At 70.5% G+C, this 22,245-nt stretch carries 16 protein-coding genes; 7 read left to right on the plus strand and 9 right to left on the minus strand.

Annotation, left to right across the window (positions count from 1 at the left end; genetic code table 11):
• Positions 1 to 7: 7 nt before the first annotated feature.
• From ABD374_RS21250 to ABD374_RS21270, 5 genes are all read right to left on the minus strand, one after another.
• On the minus strand, positions 8 to 961 hold the full coding sequence (locus ABD374_RS21250) for an ABC transporter permease (RefSeq protein WP_344497159.1): 954 nt from the start codon (positions 959 to 961) through the stop codon (positions 8 to 10).
• A complete protein-coding gene (locus ABD374_RS21255; protein ID WP_344497160.1) occupies positions 954 to 1,883 on the minus strand; it encodes an ABC transporter permease in 930 nt (309 codons plus the stop codon). The genes ABD374_RS21250 and ABD374_RS21255 overlap by 8 nt, the downstream gene beginning before the upstream one ends.
• Before the next feature lie 121 nt (positions 1,884 to 2,004).
• Positions 2,005 to 3,624, minus strand: coding sequence for a peptide ABC transporter substrate-binding protein (locus ABD374_RS21260; RefSeq protein WP_344497161.1), 1,620 nt, complete (start codon positions 3,622 to 3,624; stop codon positions 2,005 to 2,007).
• 491 nt (positions 3,625 to 4,115) lie between these two features.
• Complete coding sequence (typA, locus tag ABD374_RS21265) at positions 4,116 to 5,987, minus strand: translational GTPase TypA (RefSeq protein WP_344497162.1); 1,872 nt, start codon at positions 5,985 to 5,987, stop codon at positions 4,116 to 4,118.
• A gap of 354 nt (positions 5,988 to 6,341) precedes the next feature.
• Entirely contained in the window at positions 6,342 to 8,717 is a 2,376-nt protein-coding gene (locus ABD374_RS21270; protein WP_344497163.1) for an ABC transporter family substrate-binding protein, read from the minus strand.
• A 303-nt stretch (positions 8,718 to 9,020) separates the two neighbouring features.
• Between ABD374_RS21270 and ABD374_RS21275 the strand changes: the two genes are divergently transcribed.
• The 3 genes from ABD374_RS21275 (at position 9,021) to ABD374_RS21285 (ending at position 12,286) form a co-directional block, all read left to right on the plus strand.
• Positions 9,021 to 9,314, plus strand: a complete 294-nt coding sequence (locus tag ABD374_RS21275; protein ID WP_344497164.1) for a hypothetical protein — start codon at positions 9,021 to 9,023, stop codon at positions 9,312 to 9,314.
• Between the two features lie 139 nt (positions 9,315 to 9,453).
• Positions 9,454 to 10,290 carry a hypothetical protein gene (locus tag ABD374_RS21280; RefSeq protein WP_344497165.1) on the plus strand — a complete coding sequence of 279 codons (837 nt, stop codon included), beginning with the start codon at positions 9,454 to 9,456 and terminating at the stop codon, positions 10,288 to 10,290.
• Positions 10,291 to 10,333: 43 nt separating this feature from the next.
• Positions 10,334 to 12,286, plus strand: coding sequence for a fumarate reductase/succinate dehydrogenase flavoprotein subunit (locus ABD374_RS21285; RefSeq protein ID WP_344497166.1), 1,953 nt, complete (start codon positions 10,334 to 10,336; stop codon positions 12,284 to 12,286).
• Positions 12,287 to 12,317: 31 nt separating this feature from the next.
• Here the strand turns inward: ABD374_RS21285 and ABD374_RS21290 are convergent, their stop codons facing one another.
• Entirely contained in the window at positions 12,318 to 13,514 is a 1,197-nt protein-coding gene (locus tag ABD374_RS21290; protein WP_344497167.1) for an RNA-guided endonuclease InsQ/TnpB family protein, read from the minus strand.
• Positions 13,515 to 13,633: 119 nt separating this feature from the next.
• Between ABD374_RS21290 and ABD374_RS21295 the strand changes: the two genes are divergently transcribed.
• From ABD374_RS21295 to ABD374_RS21310, 4 genes are all read left to right on the plus strand, one after another.
• Positions 13,634 to 14,404 carry a succinate dehydrogenase/fumarate reductase iron-sulfur subunit gene (locus tag ABD374_RS21295; protein ID WP_344497168.1) on the plus strand — a complete coding sequence of 257 codons (771 nt, stop codon included), beginning with the start codon at positions 13,634 to 13,636 and terminating at the stop codon, positions 14,402 to 14,404.
• A gap of 63 nt (positions 14,405 to 14,467) precedes the next feature.
• Positions 14,468 to 15,316, plus strand: a complete 849-nt coding sequence (locus ABD374_RS21300) for an arylamine N-acetyltransferase family protein (RefSeq protein ID WP_344497169.1) — start codon at positions 14,468 to 14,470, stop codon at positions 15,314 to 15,316.
• Positions 15,317 to 15,491: 175 nt separating this feature from the next.
• Positions 15,492 to 17,594: a TPM domain-containing protein gene (locus ABD374_RS21305; protein ID WP_344497170.1), complete on the plus strand. Its 2,103-nt coding sequence runs from the start codon at positions 15,492 to 15,494 to the stop codon at positions 17,592 to 17,594.
• A 37-nt stretch (positions 17,595 to 17,631) separates the two neighbouring features.
• Positions 17,632 to 18,342, plus strand: coding sequence for a PspA/IM30 family protein (locus tag ABD374_RS21310; protein ID WP_344497171.1), 711 nt, complete (start codon positions 17,632 to 17,634; stop codon positions 18,340 to 18,342).
• A 45-nt stretch (positions 18,343 to 18,387) separates the two neighbouring features.
• Here the strand turns inward: ABD374_RS21310 and ABD374_RS21315 are convergent, their stop codons facing one another.
• The 3 genes from ABD374_RS21315 to ABD374_RS21325 form a co-directional block, all read right to left on the minus strand.
• Complete coding sequence (locus tag ABD374_RS21315; RefSeq protein ID WP_344497227.1) at positions 18,388 to 20,904, minus strand: SpoIIE family protein phosphatase; 2,517 nt, start codon at positions 20,902 to 20,904, stop codon at positions 18,388 to 18,390.
• Between the two features lie 190 nt (positions 20,905 to 21,094).
• A complete protein-coding gene (locus tag ABD374_RS21320; protein ID WP_344497172.1) occupies positions 21,095 to 21,523 on the minus strand; it encodes an ATP-binding protein in 429 nt (142 codons plus the stop codon).
• A 213-nt stretch (positions 21,524 to 21,736) separates the two neighbouring features.
• The gene (locus tag ABD374_RS21325) at positions 21,737 to 22,165 is read right to left on the minus strand and encodes a (deoxy)nucleoside triphosphate pyrophosphohydrolase (RefSeq protein WP_344497173.1); all 429 of its coding nucleotides are present in this window, start codon (positions 22,163 to 22,165) and stop codon (positions 21,737 to 21,739) included.
• Positions 22,166 to 22,245: the final 80 nt, after the last annotated feature.

Below are 22,245 nucleotides of genomic sequence, written 5' to 3' on the forward strand. Positions count from 1 at the left end.
GCCTCCCTCAGCGCAGCTTGGGGTCGAGGGCGTTGCGTACCGCATCGCCGAGCATGATGAAGGCCAGGACGGTGATCGACACCATGATCGACGGGATGATCAGGACGTAGGCCGCGTTGCGCAGCTGCTCCTGGCCCGACGAGATGTCGACGCCCCACGAGACGGTCGGCTCCGCGAGACCGATGCCCAGGAAGGACAGCGTGGCCTCGGCCGAGATGTAGCCGCCGAGCGCGATGGTGGCGACCACGATCACCGGGGCGATCGCGTTGGGCAGGATGTGCCGGAGCAGGATGCGGGAGGTGGAGGCGCCGAGCGCCTTCGCCGCCATCACGTAGTCGGCCTGCTTGATGGTGATGACCGAGCCCCGGGCGACACGGGCGATCTGGGTCCAGCCCAGGAACGCGAGCGCCAGGATCACGACCCAGACGTGCCGCTGCTCGAAGGAGGTCAGCACCACCATCGCGCCGAGGATGAAGGGGATGCCGAAGAAGATGTCCGTGACGCGGGACAGCAGCGTGTCGATCCAGCCGCCGAAGTAACCGGCGAGCATGCCCGTCACCGTGCCGATGACGGTGACCAGGAGGGTGACGAAGACGCCGACGGCGATCGACGCCCGGGCGCCGTAGATGACGCGGGCGTAGATGGAGCGGCCCTGGACGTCGTAACCGAACCAGTCCTCGGCGAAGAGGTTCCCCCAGTTCGGCTTCTGGAGGTAGTGCTTGGCGAGGTCCGCGTGCCGGGGGTCGGCGCTGGTGAACAGGCCCGGGAAGGCGGACATGGTCAGCAGGAACACGATCAGGATCGCCGAGATCACGAACAGCGGGTTGCGCCGCAGGTCGTGCCAGGCGTCGGACCACAGACTGCGCGGCTTCTCGGACTTGGCCGCGTCGGCGGCCTTGACCTGGGCGTCGGGTGCGACCGGCGTCCCGTCCTTGGCGATGGCTTCGAGCGCCTCAGGCATAACGGATCCTCGGGTCCAGGACCGCGTAGAGCAGGTCGACGAGCAGGCTGGCGACGAGGTACACGACCACGATGAGGGTGACGATGCCCACCACGGTGGAGCCCTCACGCGACTTCAGCGCGCCGAAGACGGCGTAACCGACGCCCTGGACGTTGAAGATGCCCTCGGTGACGACCGCGCCGCCCATCAGGGTGCCGATGTCGGTGCCGAGGAAGGTGACCACGGGGATCATGGAGTTGCGCATCAGGTGGACACCCACGATGCGCCGGCGGGGCAGGCCCTTCGCCACGGCGGTGCGCATGTAGTCGGAGCGCAGGTTCTCCGCGACCGAGGTGCGGGTGAGCCGGGCGACGTACGCGAGGGAGAGCGAACCCAGGACCACGGCGGGCAGGATCAGCTCGTGCGACTCCGCCAGGGCGCTCACGTTCGGTTCGACCCAGCCCAGCTGGTGGGCGAAGAAGTACTGGGCGAGGAAGCCGAGTACGAAGGAGGGAACGGAGATCAGCAGGAGCGTCACCACCAGCAGTCCCCGGTCCCGGAAGGTGTCGGCCTTCAGGCCGGCCAGGACACCCATGGCGATGCCGACGATCGCCGTGAAGGCGAAGGCGAACAGGGCCAGCCGGATCGTGATCGGGAACGCGTCCCCGATCACCTCGGCGACGGGGCGCTGGGTGGCGATCTGGGTGCCGAAGTCGCCCTGGAACAGGCCGGTCAGATAGTTCCAGTACTGCTGCCAGATCGGCAGATCGAGCCCGAGGTCCTTCTTCATCTGAGCGATCTGCGCCGGATCCACGGCCTGCTCGCCGGCGAGCGCGCGCACGGGGTCACCGGGCAGGGCGTACATCATCAAAAAGACCAGCAAGGTTGACCCGATGAAGACCGGGATCATCTGGAGCAGTCGCCGCGCGACATAACGCCCCATGTTTGCCTCCGTGTGGATAACTGTGGCCGGGGGCCGCTTCCTGATCGAGGAAGCGGCCCCCGGGCCTACCGCCGGTGCGGTGGCGGGTACTGACCGGATGAGGGGTGGTCAGCGGGGCGGACTACTTCTTGACGGTGACGCCGGTGACTTCGAGGTCGCCGTGGAAGTCGACCTCGACGTTGTCGACGGCCTCGGAGTGTCCGCCGTTGATGCGGTACTGCCACAGCGGGATGGCCGGCATCTTCTCCAGCAGGAGCTTCTCGGCGTCCTGGTAGAGCTTGACCGACTCCTCCAGGGACTTGGCGTTGTCGCCCTTCTTGAACGCGGCGTCGACCTCCTTGTCGGAGAACTTGCCGTTGTTCGCCTCGGCGGTGGTGCCGTACAGCTCGCGCATGAAGTTGGCGTTCACCGGGTAGTCGGCGACCCAGCCACCGCGGTAGAAGGACTTGACCTGGTCGTTGTCACGGGCCTCCAGGTCGGTCTGGAAGTCCGGCTTCGCGTCCGGGAGGCACTCGACCCCGGTGGAGTTGCGGATGGACTCGCAGACCGCGGTCACCCACTCCTTGTGGCCGCCGTCGGCGTTGTACTGGATCCAGATCTTGTTGCCCGGAACGCCGCCGCCCTCGGTGACGAGCTTCTTCGCCTTGGCCGCGTCGAACGTGAACACGTCCGTGTCCAGCTTCTGGTTGCCCTGGACGCCGACGGGCGTGAAGCTCGTGGCCGGCGTGCGCGTGCCGTTGAGCACCGTCTTGGTGATCGTCTGACGGTCGATGCCCATCGACAGACCCTGCAGGACCTTCGGGTCGATCTTCTTGAAGGTCTTGCTGTAGAAGGTCGGGACGAGCGACTGGATCGCCGCGTACTCCTGGTCGATCGCGCGGTCGCCCAGGTCCTGCTTGTACTTCGGCAGGTCCTTCGGGCCGATCTGGCGGATCATGTCCAGGTTGCCGGAGAGCAGGTCCTGGTACGCGGCCTCGACGGTCGCGTAGTTCTTGAAGAGGACACCCTTGTTCTGGGCCTTGTTCGGACCCTGGTAGTCCGGGTTGGCCTTGACCTGGATGAGCTTCTTGCGGTCCCACTTCTCGAAGACGTAGGGGCCGTTGCCGACGGGCTTCAGGCCGAACGCCTTCGGGTCGTCGTAGAAGGTCTTGGGCAGCGGGGCCCAGGTCGTGTAGCCGAGCTTGTACTCGAAGTACGGAACCGGCTTCGACAGCTCGATGGTGAACGTGGTGTCGTCCACGGCCTTGAGGCCGGACATCTTGTCGGCCTTCGGGTCGCCCTTGGCCGGGTGGACGTCCTCGTAGCCCTTGATGTCCTCGAACCAGAAGGCGTTCTGCTGCTTGTTCTTGACGTTGGCGTACCAGTTCCAGGCGTTGATGTAGGACTCGGAAGTGACAGCCTCGCCGTTGTGGAACTTCCAGCCCTTCTTGAGCTTGACCGTCCACGTCTTCGAGTCGGTCGTCTCGATCGACTCGGCGTTCGTGTAGACGATCTGGCCCTTGGCGTCGAAGTCCAGGAGCTGGGTGAACAGCGACTGGATGACGTAGCTGCCGAGCGTCTCGTTCGTGTCGGCCGGGATCAGCGGCTTCTGCGGCTCGCCGACGTCGATGGAGACGTAACCGGCGGGCTTGCCCTTTTCCTTGGCATCCGTGTCGCCGCTGTCCGAGCCACCGCACGCCGTTGCCGACAGAGCCACGACTATCGCACCTGCGACCCACTTGGCGCTCTTGGCACCGCGCATGGGTTCCTCCTCATGAGTCCACTGATCACTACAAGAGGGGTAAGCAGACGGTCGCCGACACCCCTGACGGCGATGAGTCGCATGTACCCCGAGTGTGCTCGTGAGTCGGCACTCCCCACAGTGCGTGACCCATTGACCCGAGCTCAATGGAGCCAACTATTAAGTAACACCGACCCGTAAACCACACCTAAAGGGTCTCGTTTTGACAACATCGACCGGGCCCACCTGCCCGAAATCCGGACAAAATGATCACAGACAGACACCCCCGAAACGGACTGTTAACGCAGCTTCCGGAGAGCAATGACCGATAACCGGACGCACCCGCCCCTAAATACGCTTGACGGCGAAGATCATAAGTGCGTGTCGGTTCCGGGGTCCCGACACGCCGAAGGCCGGTTCCCGTCCTTCCCCGCGGGGAGCGACGGCAACCGGCCTTCGGCGTGTCAGAACGTCAGTACGCAGCGCGTCGGCGCGTCAGACGCGTCCGGGTGTCAGCGCTTGGCGCGCGAAGCCGTACGGCCGCGCTCCTTCTGGTCCAGGACGACCTTGCGGATGCGCACGGTCTCCGGGGTCACCTCGATGCACTCGTCCTCGCGGCAGAACTCAAGGGACTGCTCCAAGGAGAGCTTGCGGGCCGGGACCACGTTCTCGGTGGTGTCCGCGGAAGCCGCACGCATGTTGGTGAGCTTCTTCTCCTTGGTGATGTTCACGTCCATGTCGTCGGCGCGCGAGTTCTCGCCGATGATCATGCCCTCGTAGACCTCAGTGCCGGCCTCGGTGAAGATGACACCGCGCTCCTGGAGGTTGACCATCGCGAACGGCGTCACCGTGCCCGCGCGGTCGGCGACCAGCGAGCCGTTGTGGCGGGTGCGCAGCTCGCCGAACCACGGCTCGTGGCCCTCGAAGATGGAGTGCGCGATGCCGGTGCCGCGGGTCTGCGTCAGGAACTCCGTACGGAAGCCGATGAGGCCGCGGGACGGGACGATCCACTCCATGCGGACCCAGCCCGAACCGTGGTTCGTCATCGTCTCCATGCGGCCCTTGCGGGTCGCCATGAGCTGCGTGATCGCGCCGAGGTGCTCCTCCGGCGAGTCGATCGTCATGCGCTCGATCGGCTCGTGCTTCTTGCCGTCGATCTCCTTGGTGACCACCTCGGGCTTGCCGACGGTCAGCTCGAAGCCCTCGCGGCGCATCTGCTCGACCAGGATGGCCAGCGCCAGCTCACCGCGGCCCTGCACCTCCCAGGCGTCGGGGCGCTCGGTGTCCAGGACGCGCAGCGAGACGTTGCCGACCAGTTCGCGGTCGAGGCGGTCCTTGATCTGACGCGCCGTGACCTTGTGGCCCTTGCCGCCCTTGCCGACCAGCGGCGAGGTGTTGGCACCGATGGTCATCGAGATGGCCGGCTCGTCGACCGTGATCAGCGGCAGCGCGATCGGGTTCTCGGGGTCGGCCAGGGTCTCGCCGATCATGATGTCCGGGATGCCGGCGATGGCGCAGATGTCGCCCGGGCCCGCCTTCTCGGCGGGCTTGCGGGTGAGGGCCTCGGTCATCATCAGCTCGGTGATGCGGACGTTGGACATCGTGCCGTCACGCTTGATCCAGGCGACGGTCTGGCCCTTGCGCAGCTCGCCCTGCTCGACGCGGCACAGCGCGATGCGGCCGAGGAAGTTGTCGGCGTCGAGGTTGGTGACGTGCGCCTGAAGGGGGGCGGACTCGTCGTACTCGGGGGCCGGGACGTGCTGGAGGATCGTGGTGAAGAACGGCTCCAGGTTCTCGCTGTCGGCCGGGACGGTGCCGTCCTCCGGCTTGGTCAGCGAGGCGACGCCGTCACGCGCGCAGGCGTAGACGATCGGGAACTCGATCTGCTCCTCGTCCGCGTCCAGGTCGAGGAAGAGGTCGTACGTCTCGTCGACGACCTCGGCGATCCGGGAGTCGGGGCGGTCCGTCTTGTTGATGCAGAGGATGACCGGCATCTTCGCCTGGAGCGCCTTGCGGAGCACGAAGCGCGTCTGCGGCAGCGGGCCCTCGGAGGCGTCGACGAGCAGGACGACCGCGTCGACCATCGACAGGCCGCGCTCGACCTCACCACCGAAGTCGGCGTGGCCGGGGGTGTCGATGATGTTGATGGTGATGACGTCGCCGCCATCCTTGGGGTGGTACTTGACGGCCGTGTTCTTGGCCAGGATCGTGATGCCCTTCTCACGCTCCAGGTCGTTCGAGTCCATCATGCGGTCGTCGAGGCTCTCGGCGGCGTGCGCGGCGAAGGCGCCCGCCTGCTTGAGCATGGCGTCGACCAGGGTGGTCTTGCCGTGGTCGACGTGGGCGACGATGGCTACGTTACGGATGTCGTGGCGCGTGGGCATGGGTGAGTTGCGCTTCTCTCGATCGTGGGATCGGGCGTCGTATTCGGTTCGTTTCCTCATACGCCCGCCGGGCGGTCGCGCCACGGCTACCCCCCATGGTACGGGGAGTGAGCCGCGCGGGCTTCCGGGGCGATCGGTACCGGCCCCGCGCGGGGGCTCCGGGCGGTCCGGCGAAGCCGTGCCGGGGAAGGCGTCCGGGCCCTTGCGGAGAGGTGGGATGGGGGGGTGTCCCGGGTCAAGGGGCACCCGCCACTCTGCCCGCCGACACGGTCGGCGGGCAAGTGACTTGAGCCAATCCTGAGGTCCTGACCTGCGAGTTCTCTTCTTCCTCCGGTTTTCTTCGCTCCTTCTTCGCTACTTCTTCGACCGGTTGTCGGTTTCGGCCTTCCGGAAGCCGATGTCCTGGTAGCGCGGGGTGGCGTAGCCGAAGGCGCCCGCGTTGGCGAGGCCGGACCTGACGGCGACGACCTCGGGACGCTGGAAGAGCGGGATGGACCCGGCTGCGGCCCAGATCCGGGCGTCGGTCCGTTTCAGCAGGTCACGGGCGGCTTCCTCGTCCAGCTCCGCCATGGCCTGGTCGAAGAGCTGGTCGATGTGGTCCGTACCGACGCGGGTGTAGTTCTGCTCCACCAGCAGCGACCCGTCGGCGGCCGGCTCAGGCTTGGCGAAGATCGGGCGGGCGTCGGTGGCCGGGTAGGGGGTGGCGGGCCAGGAGTAGAGGGCGAGGTCGTAGTCGCCCGAGGCGATGTGGTCCTTGAAGTAGCTCGCGTCGGAGACCTTGCTGATCTCCGTGCGTACGCCGATGCGCTCCAGCATCTGCGAGATCTTGTCGCCGACGGCGCGCAGCGTCTCCGAGCCGGGGCCCGCCGGGAGGACGAAACGCAGGGTCAGCGTCTTGCCGTCCTTGGCGAGCGGGCCCGGGGCGGCGCCGGCGGGGGCCGCGGTGCCGAGCGGGGCGTAGGCGCCGGCGACGCCGCCCTTCTGCCGGCCCTCGGCGCTGTCCTTGGTGCCCGCGTCGCCCTGCGGCCGGTCCACGAAGCGTGCCTGCACGCGCAGCGCCCGGCTCTGGAGGACCGCGTCCGGCGCCGGGGCCAGGACGTACGTACCGGATTCCGGGCCGTGGGCTCTGCCGCCCGGCTTGGAATCGCTCACGTCCGCGTTCTTCCCGTCGCTCTCGTCGTCTCCGACGATGTACAGGCCCTCGTCGGCTTTGCTTTCCCTGTCCTTGTCCTTCTCCTTCTCCTTCTCCTCCTTCTTTTCCGCCTCGCCGCCCGCCTTCGCCCCGTCCGGCTTCTGCCGCGCCGCGCCGCCGGGTGTCCAGCCCGCGTCGGCGAGCAGCGCCTGCGCGGCCTGGGTGTCCTGGTCGCCGAGTGCGCCGCTGCTGTCGGTGTACCCCTCCTGGCCGGCCAGCGCGAGGTGGCTGCCGAGCGGGTGGGCGGGCAGGCCGAACGGCTTCAGTACGACTTCGGCCAGCGCGCGGCGGTCGAGCGCGCGGGCCACGGCGCGGCGTACGCGGTCATCGGTGAGCGGGCCCGAGGTGCCGTTCAGCGCCAGCTGCGTGTAGGCGGGTTCGAGGGACTTGCGGACGGAGAAGCCGCGCAGCTCGGCCTGCTCGTCGGCGTACTTCCTGATCGCCTCGCGGGACTTCCTGCGGGCCTTCTGCTCGGCCTCGGCCTCCTCCTCGGCGGAGCCGTGGGCGATCGCCCAGGACCTGAGCGCGGAGGCGGGGGTGACGGCGGCTCCGGAGCCGTGGTCCGGCCGCTGCCCCTTGGCGCCGGCGCCCGCCTGCCGGGCGGCCAGGGCCATCCGGTCGGCGGTGCCGCGGCCGATGTCGGCGATGTCGAGCTCACCGGCGGCGAGTGCGGCGGTGCGCTTGTCGCGCGCCACCGCGCGGAAGACGAGCGTGTCGAGCTTGGCGGTCTGCCCCCACCAGCGGGGATTGCGGACGAGCGTCACCTTGCCGGCCGCGCGGTCCTGGCTCTTGAACACGAAGGGGCCGGCCGTCGACGTGAGCTTGGCGCGGGCGCCGTCGTTGAAGGAGTCGGGGCTGCCCGTCACGCTCTTGGGGTAGAGCGGTGTGAAGAGCGAGCGCCAGTCCGCGTAGGGCTTGCCGAAGGTGACCCGGACCTCCAGGTCGTCGGCGCCGCGCTCGATCTTCTCGATGCGCTCGTAGCCGGCGTTGCGGGCGGTCCAGTACGCGGTGTCCCTGCCGTTCAGCGCACGCCACTGGGCCACGAAGTCCGGCGCCCCGATCTCCCGGCCGTCGCTCCACACCGCCCGCTGGTTGAGCTTGTAGAGCACGACCTGCTTGGGCTCGCGCTCGACGACCTCGGCGGACTCCAGGTAGTCGGCGTTGCGCTGCGGGCGGCCGCGCTCGTCGAGGGTGAAGAGCGAGGGGAGTACGGCGTCGGTGACGCGTGTGGTGGAGGCGTCCGCGTCGGCCTGGAAGGCGTTGAGGGTGGCCGGCTTCGTGTCGAGGGCCCAGCGCACCGTGCCGCCGTCGGCCACCTGGTCGCGTCCGGCCGGGGCGATGTCCTGGGGGGCCGCCGCCGCCCGCGCCGTGCCGTCGCCCGAGGAGCAGCCGGCCAGTGCGGGCAGCGTGAGCACACCGGCGGTGACGAGCGCGAGGCAGGGGAAGGCCCGGCCCCACCGGGGCGTGCGGAGGGGTGCCTTCCTGCGGGGTGCCTCCCCGGGGGAGACCTTCCCGCGGGGGACGCCGACGTGGGACATGGCTGGTACCTCCAGGGCCGGCCCGGCCCACACCCTGTCGGAATGGGTCCGGTTTTTCACATTTGGCGGCATATGATGGTGATCACATCTACTCCTCATCCACTGAAAAGGACCCCGCGCGTGGGCCGTCGGCGACACGGCGGCACACCCCGCGAACCCCACCCGTGCGGCCCAACAGAAGGGGGCGCACGGGTCGGCGCGCGCCGAGAATCGCTGCACGTCCCTTCACAAGGAGGGATGTGACGCGCGACACTCACAGGCGCATGAGAGTGACCACGCGCCACCGTGGAAAAGAGGGCACCCATGTCCCTGCAGGACGACCTGGCGGCGGTTCAGCGCTGCCTCGACACTCTGGTCCAGTCGGTCGGACGGCTGGAGGAGCAGGTCGGCGGCGGCAGCCTGGAGATCAGGCGTGTACGCACCGACGCGAGCCACCTCCGCGAGAGCCTCGTCCTGCTGGCCGAGGCCGCCCCCGCCTTGCACCGCCCCCCGTCGCGCCTCGACCTGGTGGCCATCTCGGACGACCCGTACAACAGCGCGCTGTGGACGGACTCGGACGACGAGGGTCTCGGCGCCCGTGACCGGCGCGCGCCGTAGCGGCCCGGCCCCGTAACGTCCCGCACCCCAGCGGCCCTCGACGCAGCGGACCGCGCCCCAGCGGTACGCACCGGTCCGGTCCGCCGTCCGTCGCCCCTCCCCGCCCTGTCCCGACTGCCCGCTCCACACGGAGTCCTCGTTGGCCACTGGTACGGAACCCCAGCCCCGCACGGACGTCCCCGGCGCCCATGGCGTCCACGACGCCTCGCGCGCCACGATCGCCGCCCGCCATCTGCGTACGGACCGCTGGTGGCTGGCGCCCGCCGCGACCGCCGCCGGGCTGCTCGCATTCGTCGTGTACTCGACCTGGCGGGCCTTCGCGAACGCCGACTACTACGCGGCGCCCTACGTCTCGCCGTTCTACTCGCCCTGCCTGGCGGAGAACTGCGTACCGATGAAGGGCGGCCCCAACTGGGAGATCCTCGGCAGCTGGTGGGGCCTGTCCCCCGCGCTGCTGATCCTGGTCTTCCCGCTCGGCTTCCGGCTGACCTGCTACTACTACCGCAAGGCCTACTACCGGGGCTTCTGGGCCTCGCCCCCGGCCTGCGCCGTCGCCGAGCCGCACAAGAAGTACACCGGCGAGACCCGCTTCCCGCTGGTGCTCCAGAACATCCACCGGTACTTCTTCTACGCCGCCGTCCCGGTCGCCGGGATCCTGACCTACGACACCGTGCTGGCCTTCCGCGACGAGACGTACGCCTGGGGCCACATGGGCCTGGGCACCCTCGTCTTCCTGGTCAACATCGCGCTGATCTGGGCGTACACCTTCTCCTGCCACTCCTGCCGGCACATCGTCGGCGGCAGGCTCAAGCACTTCTCCAAGCACCCGGTGCGCTACCGGCTGTGGGGCTGGGTCAGCAGGCTCAACGCCCGTCACATGGTGCTCGCCTGGGCCTCGCTGATCAGCGTCGCGCTCGCCGACTTCTACGTGTACCTGCTGGCGTCCGGCGCCTTCGAGGACCCGCGGCTGTTCTAGACGACCGGACAGGACAACTGGACGACCGGACGAAAGGTGCCCGATGACGCAACTCGAACGGCAGCAGTGGGACGTCGTCGTGGTCGGCGCGGGCGGCGCCGGACTGCGCGCCGCCATCGAGGCGCGGGAGCGGGGGGCCCGTACCGCGGTCATCTGCAAGTCGCTCTTCGGCAAGGCGCACACGGTGATGGCCGAGGGCGGCATCGCCGCGTCCATGGGCAACGTGAACTCCGGCGACAACTGGCAGGTCCACTTCCGCGACACCATGCGCGGCGGCAAGTTCCTCAACCAGTGGCGGATGGCGGAGCTGCACGCGCGCGAGGCGCCCGACCGGGTGTGGGAGCTGGAGACCTGGGGCGCGCTGTTCGACCGTACGCCGGACGGGAGGATCTCGCAGCGCAACTTCGGCGGGCACGAGTACCCGCGCCTCGCGCACGTCGGCGACCGGACCGGCCTGGAGCTGATCCGCACCCTCCAGCAGAAGATCGTCGCGCTCCAGCAGGAGGACTTCCGCGAATCCGGCGACTACGAGGCGCGGTTGAAGGTCTTCCAGGAGTGCACGGTCACCCGCGTGCTGAAGGACGCGGACGACCGCGTCGCGGGGACCTTCTGCTACGAGCGCGAGTCCGGCCGCTTCTTCGTGCTGGAGGCACCGGCCGTGGTGCTGGCCACCGGCGGCATCGGCAAGTCCTTCAAGGTGACGTCGAACTCGTGGGAGTACACGGGCGACGGCCACGCGCTGGCACTGCTCGCGGGGGCGCCGCTGCTCAACATGGAGTTCGTGCAGTTCCACCCGACCGGGATGGTCTGGCCGCCCTCGGTGAAGGGCATCCTCGTCACCGAGTCGGTGCGCGGCGACGGCGGCGTCCTGCGCAACTCCGAGGGCAAGCGGTTCATGTTCGACTACGTCCCGGACGTCTTCAAGGAGAAGTACGCGCAGTCCGAGGAGGAGGGCGACCGCTGGTACGAGGACCCGGACAGCAACCGGCGTCCCCCCGAGCTGCTCCCCCGCGACGAGGTCGCGCGCGCCATCAACTCCGAGGTGAAGGCGGGCCGCGGCTCCCCGCACGGCGGTGTCTTCCTCGACGTGTCGACGCGCATGCCGGCCGAGACGATCCGGCGCCGGCTGCCGTCGATGTACCACCAGTTCAAGGAGCTGGCGGACGTCGACATCACCGCCGAGGCGATGGAGGTCGGGCCGACCTGCCACTACGTGATGGGCGGAGTCGCCGTCGATTCCGACACCGCCGCGACCCGTACCGTCCCGGGGCTGTACGCCGCGGGCGAGGTGGCGGGCGGCATGCACGGCTCCAACCGGCTCGGCGGCAACTCGCTCTCGGACCTGCTGGTCTTCGGCCGCAGGGCCGGCCTGCACGCCGCGCGGTACGCGATCGGGTTCGGGGCCGGGGCCGCACGGCCGCGGCCGGACACCGCCCAGGTGGACGCGGCGGCGGCCGAGGCGCTGCGCCCGTTCGGCGCGCAGGGGCCGGAGCCGGGCGCGACCGACACGCGTCCGCCGGAGAACCCGTACACCCTCCACCAGGAACTCCAGCAGACGATGAACGACCTGGTCGGCATCATCAGGCGGGCGCCGGAGATGGAGCGGGCCCTGGAGAAGCTGGCCGACCTGCGGGTACGGGCACTCCGGGCCGGGGTCGGAGGCCACCGGCAGTTCAACCCGGGCTGGCACCTCGCGCTGGACCTGCGGAACATGCTGCTGGTCAGCGAGTGCGTCGCGCGGGCCGCGCTGGAGCGTACCGAGAGCCGTGGGGGTCACACCCGCGAGGACTGCCCGTCCATGGAGCGCGCGTGGCGCCGCGCCAATCTCCTGTGTCAGTTGACCGACCCGTCGGGTGCGATGGCGCCAGCCGATCCGACGCAGGGCCAGATCTCGCTCGTACGGGAGACCACCGAGCCCATCCGCCCCGATCTGCTGGGCCTCTTCGAGAAGGAAGAGCTGGTCAAGTACCTGACCGAAGAGGAGCTCCTGTCTTGACATCCTCCCCCTCGTGAACGAGGGGGATTCCTCACTTCGCAGTGAGGGTTTCCTGCTTCGCAGCAGGTTGCCCCGTCCGGGAGGATTCCCGTTGAGGTCTTACACCCGCTCCACAGGCTGTAACCGCCAGTCCGGCGGCCAGAATATTGCGCGCCACGTTCACATCGCGGTCATGCGTGGTACCGCAGTCGCACGTCCACTGGCGGACGCTCAACGGCATTTTCTCTCGGATCGTGCCGCATGCGGAGCAGAGCTTGGTGGAGGGGAACCAGCGGTCGATGGTGACCAGCTTCCGCCCGTACCAGGCGCACTTGTACTCCAGCATGGAACGCATGTCGGTCCAGGCCGCGTCCGAGATGGCGCGGGCCAGGCTCTTGTTCTTGACCATGTTGCGTACGGTCAGGTCCTCGATCACGATCGTTTGGTTTTCACGAACGAGTCGAGTGGTGAGCTGGTGCAGGAAGTCCCGGCGCCGGTCGGCGATCCGGGCGTGCGCCTTGGCGACTTTGATGCGGGCCTTGTCCCGGTTGCGGGAGCCCTTCTCCTTTTTCGCCAGGGCCCGCTGGGCCTCGGCCAGGCGTGCGCGGTCCCGGCGTTCGTGCCGGGGGTTGGTGATCTTCTCCCCGGTGGAGAGGGTCACGAGGCTGGTGATCCCCGCGTCGATGCCGACGGCGGTGTCCAGCGTCGGCAGAGGCTTGACGGACGCGTCCTCGCACAGCATGGACACGAACCAGCGGCCCGCGCTGTCCTGGGACACGGTCACGGTGGACGGCTCGGCCCCGTCGGGCAGAGGCCGGGACCACACGATCGCGAGTGGGGTTTTCATCTTCGCGAGCGTCAGCGCACCGTTGTGGTATTTGAACGCCGACTTGGTGTACTCCGCACTGCGGCGGGTTTTCTTCTTCGACTTAAACCGGGGGTATTTCGCCCGGCCCTCGAAGAAGTTCGAGAACGCGCCTTGCAGATGCCGCAGCGTCTGCTGCAACGGCACCGACGACACCTCGCAGAGGAAGGCCGACTCTTCGGTCTTCTTCCACTGCGTCAGCATCGCGGAGGTGGCGTTGTAGTTCACCCGTTCCTGACGCTGGTACCACGCGACCGTGCGGGCTTCCAGCGCCAGGTTGTAGACCTTGCGGACACACCCGAACGTGCGCGACAGCTCCGCCGCCTGCTCGTTCGTGGGGTGAAAGCGGAACTTGAACGCCCGCTTCACCAGCTCGGTCTTCACATCCCACTAACCACCAGACCCGTTAATAAGACACGGACAGCCAGAACGGATACGCACGAGACCAAGGACGCGCTTTTTCCCCGAGCTAATGCACGGGGTATCCACTCAAGGAGATTGGGATGAGCGGCTACACAGCGGCCTTCAGGGTCTGGCGTGGTGATGCGGACGGCGGGGCCCTGGAGGACTTCGAGGTCGAGGTGAACGAGGGCGAGGTCGTCCTCGACATCGTCCACCGCCTCCAGGCCACCCGGGTGCCGGACCTGGCGGTGCGCTGGAACTGCAAGGCGGGCAAGTGCGGTTCGTGCAGCGCGGAGATCAACGGGCGGCCGCGGCTGATGTGCATGACGCGCATGTCGGTCTTCTCGCGCGAGGAGACGGTCACCATCACACCGCTGCGCGCCTTCCCCGTCGTCCGCGACCTGGTGACGGACGTGTCCTTCAACTACGCGAAGGCACGGGAGGTGCCCGCCTTCGTACCGCCTCCGGGGGTCGCGGCGGGCGACTACCGGATGCAGCAGATCGACGTGGAGCGGCCGCAGGAGTTCCGCAAGTGCATCGAGTGCTTCCTGTGCCAGGACACCTGCCACGTGGTGCGCGACCACGAGGAGAACAAGGAGTCCTTCGCCGGTCCGCGGTTCCTGATGCGGATCGCCGAGCTGGACATGCACCCGCTGGACGCGGCGGCCGAGGCCGGCGTCGACCGCAAGAAGACCGCGCAGGACGAGCACGGGCTCGGCTACTGCAACATCACCAAGTGCTGCTCGGAGGTCTGTCCCGAGAACATCAAGATCACGGACAACGCCCTGATCCCCCTGAAGGAGCGGGCCGCCGACCGCAAGTACGATCCGCTGGTCCGGCTGGGCAACAAGATCTTCCGGCGCCCGGAATAGCGGCGGTACGCCGCCACGCTGCACCTGTCGCAACGAGCCGACGAGACGACGGGGAACGTACGCATGTGGAACGGTGACGCACTCGATCTGGACGCCTACCTGGCCCATCTGGGGTACGAGGGGGACCGCTCCCCCACCCTGGAGACCTTGCGCGGGCTGCACCGCGCACACGTGCTGAGCGTGCGCTGGGAGAACCTGGAAGCGGTTCTGCGGGGGGACGTCCCGCTCGATCCGGCCGCGCTCCAGAGCAAGATGATCGGCAACCCGCGCGGCGGCTACTGCTTCGAGCACGCCTCGCTGTACGCCGCGGCCCTGGAGCGGCTGGGCTTCCGGTTCTTCGCGGTCCTGGGCCGCATCCGGATGGGCGCGCCCAAGATGCTGCCCACCACGCACGCCATGCTGATCGTGGAGGCCGACGGTCGGCGCTGGCTGAGCGACATCGGCTTCGGGGCGAGCCCGCTGGAGCCGATCGAGCTGACGGACGGCACGCACACCACGGACGGCGTGTGGGCGTACCGGCTGCGGCGCGGGGAGGTCACGCCGGGCGCGGACGGGTGGACGCTCTACCAGCCGGCCCGCGAGGGCGAGAGCGACGACACCGGTGACGGGTGGATGGCGCGGCACACCTTCACCCTCGACCCGCAGTACCCGGTCGACTTCCGGATGGCGAACCACTTCATCGCGACGAGCCCGCACTCCCCCTTCAGCCACCGCCCCTTCGTCCAGCGGGTGCACCCCGACCGGCTGTACGTCCTGGACAACCGCACGCTGACCACCGTCGGGCCGGGTGCCGCCGGGCCGCCGGAGGTGCGGGAGCTGGAGCCGGAGGAGGTACCGAAGGTCCTGGCGGACGTGTTCGGCATCGAGCTCACCCCGGACGACGCGGACCTGCTCCTGACGAAGCTGGTCTGACGCCGGCGGCGCCGTCCCGGCCCCGCGCCTCGGACCCCTCCCCCCGGACACCCCCGGGGGGGAAGCCCCACGAGGCCGGAATCGCCGGGGGCGGGACGGGAACGTGCCCCGCGGGGCACGTTCCCGTCCCGCCCTCCGCTCGCGAGCCGCGCAGCACGGACATAACCTCACAGACGTGACGCGAACCGCCGCCGCCCGGATCCTCCTCAGCACCCTGCTCGCGGCCTGGTGTCTCGCGGTGCCCACGGCCCCCGCATCCGCCGAGGACCCCCTCCGCCTCTCCCGCGACGGCCAGATCACCGACGGGGCGGGCGCGCTCGGCGACCGTACGGACGACGTCGAGGCCGCGCTGGACCGCCTCTACGACACCCGCCGCGTCCAGCTCTTCGTCGCGTACGTCCGTGACTTCTCCGGGAGGCCCGGGCAGAGCTGGGCCGACGCCACCGCCGGGCGCAGCGGCCTCGGCCGCGACGACGTGCTGCTCGCGGTCGCCACCCACGACCGGCAGTACGCCTACTCCGTCGACCAGGACTCGCGCCTCACCGACACCCAGCTCGACGACGTCGCCAGGACCGCGATCGAACCCGCCCTGCGGGAGAACGACTGGGCGGGCGCGGCGATCGGCGCCGCGAACGGCTGCGCCGCGGTGCTCGCCGGGCAGCCCGTCCCGGTCCCCACCCTCACGCCGGGCGAAGCCGACCCCGGCGGCGGCGCGGGGGACGGCGTGGGCGGCGCCGGGGATCTGGTGCTTCCCGTGGTCGCGGTCGGCGCGGCCGGTGCGCTGGCGGCGTACACGTACACCCGGCGCAGGAGGCGCGCGAGCACCCGGACCACGCCCGCCCGGGAGGCCCAGGCGGTCCGGGAGGTCCGGGAGCCGGAGATCCCGCTGTCCGAGCTGGACGCGCGGGCCGGGCGGGAGCTCGTCGGGACGGACGACGCGATCCGCACGAGCGAGGAGGAACTGGGCTTCGCGACCGCCCAGTTCGGCGAGGAGGCGGCCCGCCCCTTCGCCGAGGCGCTCGCACACGCCAGGAGCGAGCTGGCCGTCGCCTTCCGGCTGCGCCAGCAGCTCGACGACGCCCACCCGGAGGACGACGCCGTCCGCCGCCGCATGCTCGACGAGATCGTCGCCCGCTGCGCCGAGGCCAACCGCCGGCTCGACGCCGAGGCCGAGTCGTTCGACCGACTGCGCGCCCTGGAGCAGAACGCCCCGCAGGCGCTGGCCGCCGCCGAGGCGGCGTTCCGCGATCTCGCCGGGCGTACGGGGACGGCGGAGGCGGTGCTGACCGCGATGCGCGGACGGTACGCCGACTCCGCGGCCGCGCCGGTCGCCGGCCACGCCGAGCGGGCCAAGGACCGGCTCGCCTTCGCGACCGGCAGTCTCTCCGAGGCCCGGCAGGCGGTGAACGCGGGCGACACGGGCCGGGCGGCCGTGTTCGTACGGGCCGCCGAGAGCGCCGTCGGCCAGGCGGCCACGCTCATCGACGCCGTCGACCGCCGGGCGCGCGAGCTCGCCGAGGCGGCGGGCAGACTGCCCGGCGCGCTGACCGAGACCGAGACCGACCTGGCCGACGCCCGCGGTCTTCTGGAGGGCCTCAGGTCCGCGGCGGAAGGCGGTGGCGGCGGAGCCCCGACCGCCGGCCTCCAGGGGCGCATCGCCCGCGCGGAGGCGGTGGTCACCGGCGTACGGCAGGAGGAGCGGTCGGGGCGGTACGACCCGATCGACGCCCTGCGCCGCGTCGAGGAGGCCGACTCGGTGCTCGACGCGACCCTGGCGGGGGCGCGCGAGCGCGAGACGGCGGCCCAGCGGGCACGCGCCCTGCTGGGCCAGGCCACGCTCGCCGCCCGTGCCACGGCCGGGGCGGCCGCCGACTACATCACCACGCACCGGGGCGCGGTCGGCAGCCGGGCCCGCACCCGGCTCGCGGAGGCGCAGCGCCACCTCGAACGGTCCGCGGCAACCGCGCCGTCCGACGCGCCCGGCGCGCTCGCCGAGGCCCAGCGGGCGGACGCCATGGCCCGGCAGGCGCAGAGCCTGGCCGAACAGGACGTACGCGGGTACGACGGCGGCTTCGCCGGCGCGGGCGGCGCGGCCGGAGCCGGCCTGGACGGGGCCGTGCTCGGCGGCATCCTCCTCGGCGGCCTCCTCGGCGGCGGCCGGAGCGTGGGCGGCTTCGGCGGGGGCGGAGGTTTCGGCGGCGGGGGCTTCGGCGGCGGCCCCGGCAGTTTCGGCGGCGGGGGCACGCGGGGCCGCAGGGGCGGCGGCGGCCGGTTCTGACCCGTACACCGCTCGTACACCACTCAAGGAGACGCGCATGACGAAGCAGACGGTCCTCGGCCGCGTGACCCAGCTCGCGAGGGCCAACGTCCACTCCCTCCTCGACCAGGCCGAGGATCCGCAGAAGATGCTGGACCAGCTGATCCGCGACTACACCGACAACATCAGGGAGGCCGAGGAGGCCGTCGCGGCCACCGTCGGCAATCTGCGGCTCCTGGAGATGGACCACGAGGAGGACGTCGAGGCGGCCAGGGAGTGGGGCGTCAAGGCGCTCGCCGCCAGCAGGAAGGCGGACGAGATGCGCGGCGCCGGGCCGGCCGCGCAGGCGGACGCCTTCGACCGCCTCGCCAAGGTGGCGCTCCAGCGGCAGCTCCGGTCCGAGAGGGAGGCGGAGGCCGCCGAGCCGCTCATCGCCACGCAGACGGAGGTGGTCGACAAGCTCAAGGCCGGTCTGGTGCGGATGAGGACCCAGCTGACCGAACTGACCTCCAAGCGCGACGAGCTGGGGGCCCGCGCCGCCTCCGCGCGGGCGCAGAACCGGATGACGGACGCCGTGAAGAGCGTCGACGTCCTGGACCCGACGAGCGAACTGAGCCGCTTCGAGGACAAGGTGCGCCGCGAGGAGGCGAAGGCGATGGGCAGGCAGGAGCTGGCCGCTTCGTCCCTGGACGCCCAGTTCGAGCAGCTGGACAACCTGGGCGACGACGCCGAGATCGAGTCCAGGCTGGCCGCCATGAAGGCCCGGTGACCGCCGTTGCGTGTCGGCTCCGGTCCCCCGGCTCCCGCTTCGCCGTCAGAAGAGGCTCAGCAGCTCGTCGACACTGAGCTCGCCCTTCTCCGCCTCCCCCGTCGGCAGGGCGAGTTCGAACCAGACCGTCTTCCCGCGCGGGGTGCGCCGCGAGCCCCACGCGGCGCTGAGCAGGTCCACCAGCTGAAGCCCGCGCCCGCCCTCGTCGGTGTCACGGGCCCGGCGCCGCCGCGGCTGGACGAGGCCCGCGTCCCACACCTCGCACACGAGCGTACGGTCGAGGAGCAGCCGGATCCTGATCTCGCCCTCGCCGTACCGCAGGGCGTTGGTCACCAGCTCACTGACCAGCAACTCCGTGGTGTCCACCAGGTCTTCGAGGCCCCAGGACAGCAGCTGCGCCCGCGCCAGCTCCCGCGCCCGGCCCACCGAGCGCGGCTCGCGCGGCAGCCGCCAGTCGCCGACGGAATCGGCGGGCAGCCCCTGGATGCGGGCCATCAGCAGGGCGATGTCGTCCTCGCCGTGCCGGGTGTCGAGGGTGCTCAGCACGTGGTCGCAGACCTCCTCCAGGGGACGCACCGAATCGGCGAGCGCCCCGCGGAACTCGCGCAGCCCCTCGTCGAGCGGATGGTCCCTCGACTCGACGAGCCCGTCCGTGTAGAGGGCGAGCAGCGCGCCCTCGGCCACCTCGACCTCGACCTCCTCGAAGGGCTCGCCGCCGACGCCGAGCGGCATGCCCGGCGGTACGTCGAGCAGCAGTGCCTCCTCGCCCGGTTCGACGAGGACGGGCGGCAGGTGGCCGGCGTTGGCGAACGTACAGCGGCGGGTGACCGGGTCGTAGACGGCGTACACGCAGGTCGCGAGGTAGACCTCGGAGAGGTCGGCCTCGCGCGCCTTGTGGGCGGCGCGCGAGGCGTGCTGCGCGCCGCTGGGCGAGCCGAGGCCGCGCGCGATCTCGTCGAGGGCGTAGAGGACTTCGGCGGGCTCCAGGTCGAGGAGCGCCAAGGTCCGTACCGCCGTGCGCAGTTCGCCCATGGCGACGGCGGCGCGCAGGCCGCGGCCCATCACGTCGCCGACGACCAGGGCCGTGCGGTGGCCGGGCAGTTCGATGACGTCGAACCAGTCGCCGCCCACCTCGGTCGCGGTGTTGCCGGGCAGATAGCGGCAGGCGATGTCGAGCCCGGCGGCCTCGGGGTCGCCGGGGGGCAGCAGGCTGCGCTGGAGGATCAGGGCGCGCTCGTGCTCACGCCGGTAGAGGCGGGCGTTGTCGATGCAGACGGCGGCGCGCGCGGCGAGCTCGGTGGCGAGCGCGAGGTCGCGCTCGCCGAAGGGCTCGCTCCCCTTCGCGCGGGAGAACTGGACGAGGCCGACGACGGTGTCGTGGGCGACCATCGGCACGGCGAGCGTGGTGTGGACGAGGCTGCCCTCCTCACCGGGCACGATCCGGGCGCGGGCGGTGCGCAGGGCGCTCGCGCAGGGCGAGCTGAACGGGTAGCGGTGGACGTCGCCGACCTCGGCCGGCGCCTGGTCGTCGCCGCCGGCGAGGCGGGCCGGGACGGCCGGCGGGCCGTCCGAGACCGCGCTGGCGAAGGCCACGCGGCGCAGCTCGGCGCTGCCGTCGGCCCGGCCCGGCGGGGCCTCGTCACCGGCCAGGAGCCCTTGGTAGAGGTCGACGGACGCGAGGTCGCAGAAGCCGGGGACGGCTACGCCGAGGAGTTCGCGGGCGGTGGTCTCCAGGTCGAGGGAGTTGCCGATACGGGCGCCGGCCTCGTTCAGCAGGGCGAGGTTGCGGCGGGCGTCGGCGGCCTCGCGGGCGGCGACGTGGCGGCGGGTCACGTCGGTGGCGAGCCCGGCGACTCCGATGGTGCGGCCGGATCCGCTGTGCACCCGGTAGAGGTTGACCGACCAGTGCCTGCGCTCCGTCTCGCCGGGGGCGGTGCCGACGATCTGCAGGTCGGTGACGGCCTCGCCGGTCTCCAGGACCCGCTCCAGGGCCGCGGTCATCCGGTCGGCCTCGGGGCGGGAGAGGTAGTCGTGGACGGTGCGGCCGCGGTGGTCGGCCGCGCTGCCGCCGAAGACGGTGGCGAAGCGCTGGTTGGCGCGCTGCACGGTGAGGTCCGTACCGAAAAGCAGGAAACCGAAAGGAGATTGACCGAAAATGGCCTGCGAAGCAGCGAGGTCGGTCTCGATCCGGCGCACGGCACGGATGTCGACGACGATGCAGAGCGCGGCCCGCTCGCCGTCGGTCGCCGCGCTGGGCATCACATAGATCTCCGCGACGCCCTGCGCGCCCTGCTCACCCTCACGGCCGGGCGTCCGGAACGGGACGAGGCCCGTCCACTCCTTGCCGTCGAGGATCCCGGCGAGCCGGTGCTGTCCGCGCATCCGCAGCTCGGGGGGCATGAAGGTCTCGACCGGGTCCTTGCCCACGACCTCGTCGGCGGCCAGGCCGAACAGCTCTTCGGCCCGCCTGCTCCACTGCTCGACCAGCCCCTCGGGGCCCACCGAGAAGGAGGCGACTCCGATGTAGTCGTAGATCGAGCCGGGCGGGCTGTTCTGCCACATCACTTCGCCAGCTGTCGCTGGTATCTCGTTCACGCGACCGTCCCCTCCAGCTCAGCGCACCGGACCGGTCCTTCCCGCAGTATTCAGCACTACGGTCACAACCTGCACGGCGTTCACGATCACAGCACGGTCTCGTTCCTTTTCGGCCAGGAAAGATTTCCCCCGAGGTGATCGCTGTCCCTTCCCTCTTCTAACCAGGGAGAGCCAGCTCGAACCACACCGTCTTGCCCGTTCTGCCCCGCCGGGTGCCCCATCGCCGGGCGGAACAGGCCACCAGTTGCAGACCGCGTCCTCCCTCGTCATCGGGGCCCGCGGCCCGCTCCAGGGGCGGATCCGGAAGCGGGTCCGAGACCTCGACCACCAGTACGGGCCGCGCGCCCGGCGGGTGGCCGTCGGTGGCGGGGCACAGGAGGCGGACCCCGATCGGCCCGGACGCGTACCGCAAGGAATTGGTCACCAGCTCACTGACCAGCAGTACCGTCATGTCTCCGACGGCATCCGACAGGTCCCAGGCACGCAGCGCGTCCCGGACGGCATGGCGGGCGGCACGGACGACACCGGGCTCAGCAGGGAACGACCACTCGGCGCAAGCGCCGTCGGTGTCGATCACGCCGATCACATCCCAGATCCCAGACCTGCAGCAGACCCGCGTCCTTTTTCGTGGGGTTAATCAGCACATACCCGATATGAGGTCCGAGCTACCGCAGTCCTGGGTGCACAGTGGCACGAACGGCGTACAGGACCCCGCCGCACGCCCCGCGGCCGGGGCTCCGGGTCCGCGTGGGGGCCGTGTGTGCGGCGGGGGGTCGTGCGGCGGGGGTCGCGGCGTCCGTCACGCCTGCGCGGCGGTCCCCGGCAGAGCGCTCAGGCGGCGTATCGCCTCGGCGACGGCGGGGCGGTCCTGGACGAGCCAGTCCACGGTGTCCGCCTCGTGCGGAAGGAGCCAGCGCAGGGCGTCGTGGTCCTGGAGCGGGCGAGGGGTGCCGGACAGCAGCCGGACGGTCCACACCTGAAGGACGTAACCGGGCTTGAGGGGCCACTCGCCGGGGATGCGCTCCCTCACGTCCGCCTCGACGCCCAGCTCTTCACGCAGCTCGCGCACGAGCGCCCGCTCCGGGCTCTCGCCGGGCTCGACCTTGCCGCCGGGCAGCTCCCAGCCGCCGGCCAGCTCGGGCGGGGCGCTGCGGCGCGCGGCCAGCAGCCGCCCCTCGTGGAACACGGCTGCGCCCACCACCACGACACGGTCAGTCACGCCAGTCATGCCCCGGAGCCTACGGCGTACGGGAAAAGCGGCGGGACGCGACCGCGCGGTCCCGGACGGGTGGTTCCGGACGGGTGGCC

The organism is Streptomyces enissocaesilis (genome assembly GCF_039533765.1).
GTDB lineage: Bacteria > Actinomycetota > Actinomycetes > Streptomycetales > Streptomycetaceae > Streptomyces > Streptomyces enissocaesilis.

What these genes read in the sequence shown, in the direction of transcription:
- ABD374_RS21270 (WP_344497163.1), bottom strand. Translation starts at nt 8,717, where the DNA reads ATGTCCCACGTCGGCGTCCCCCGCGGGAAGGTCTCCCCCGGGGAGGCA.
- ABD374_RS21285 (WP_344497166.1), top strand. Translation starts at nt 10,334, where the DNA reads ATGACGCAACTCGAACGGCAGCAGTGGGACGTCGTCGTGGTCGGCGCG.
- ABD374_RS21255 (WP_344497160.1), bottom strand. Translation starts at nt 1,883, where the DNA reads ATGGGGCGTTATGTCGCGCGGCGACTGCTCCAGATGATCCCGGTCTTC.
- ABD374_RS21325 (WP_344497173.1), bottom strand. Translation starts at nt 22,165, where the DNA reads ATGACTGGCGTGACTGACCGTGTCGTGGTGGTGGGCGCAGCCGTGTTC.
- ABD374_RS21260 (WP_344497161.1), bottom strand. Translation starts at nt 3,624, where the DNA reads ATGCGCGGTGCCAAGAGCGCCAAGTGGGTCGCAGGTGCGATAGTCGTG.
- typA (WP_344497162.1), bottom strand. Translation starts at nt 5,987, where the DNA reads ATGCCCACGCGCCACGACATCCGTAACGTAGCCATCGTCGCCCACGTC.
- ABD374_RS21300 (WP_344497169.1), top strand. Translation starts at nt 14,468, where the DNA reads ATGTGGAACGGTGACGCACTCGATCTGGACGCCTACCTGGCCCATCTG.
- ABD374_RS21275 (WP_344497164.1), top strand. Translation starts at nt 9,021, where the DNA reads ATGTCCCTGCAGGACGACCTGGCGGCGGTTCAGCGCTGCCTCGACACT.
- ABD374_RS21295 (WP_344497168.1), top strand. Translation starts at nt 13,634, where the DNA reads ATGAGCGGCTACACAGCGGCCTTCAGGGTCTGGCGTGGTGATGCGGAC.
- ABD374_RS21310 (WP_344497171.1), top strand. Translation starts at nt 17,632, where the DNA reads ATGACGAAGCAGACGGTCCTCGGCCGCGTGACCCAGCTCGCGAGGGCC.
- ABD374_RS21250 (WP_344497159.1), bottom strand. Translation starts at nt 961, where the DNA reads ATGCCTGAGGCGCTCGAAGCCATCGCCAAGGACGGGACGCCGGTCGCA.
- ABD374_RS21315 (WP_344497227.1), bottom strand. Translation starts at nt 20,904, where the DNA reads ATGTGGCAGAACAGCCCGCCCGGCTCGATCTACGACTACATCGGAGTC.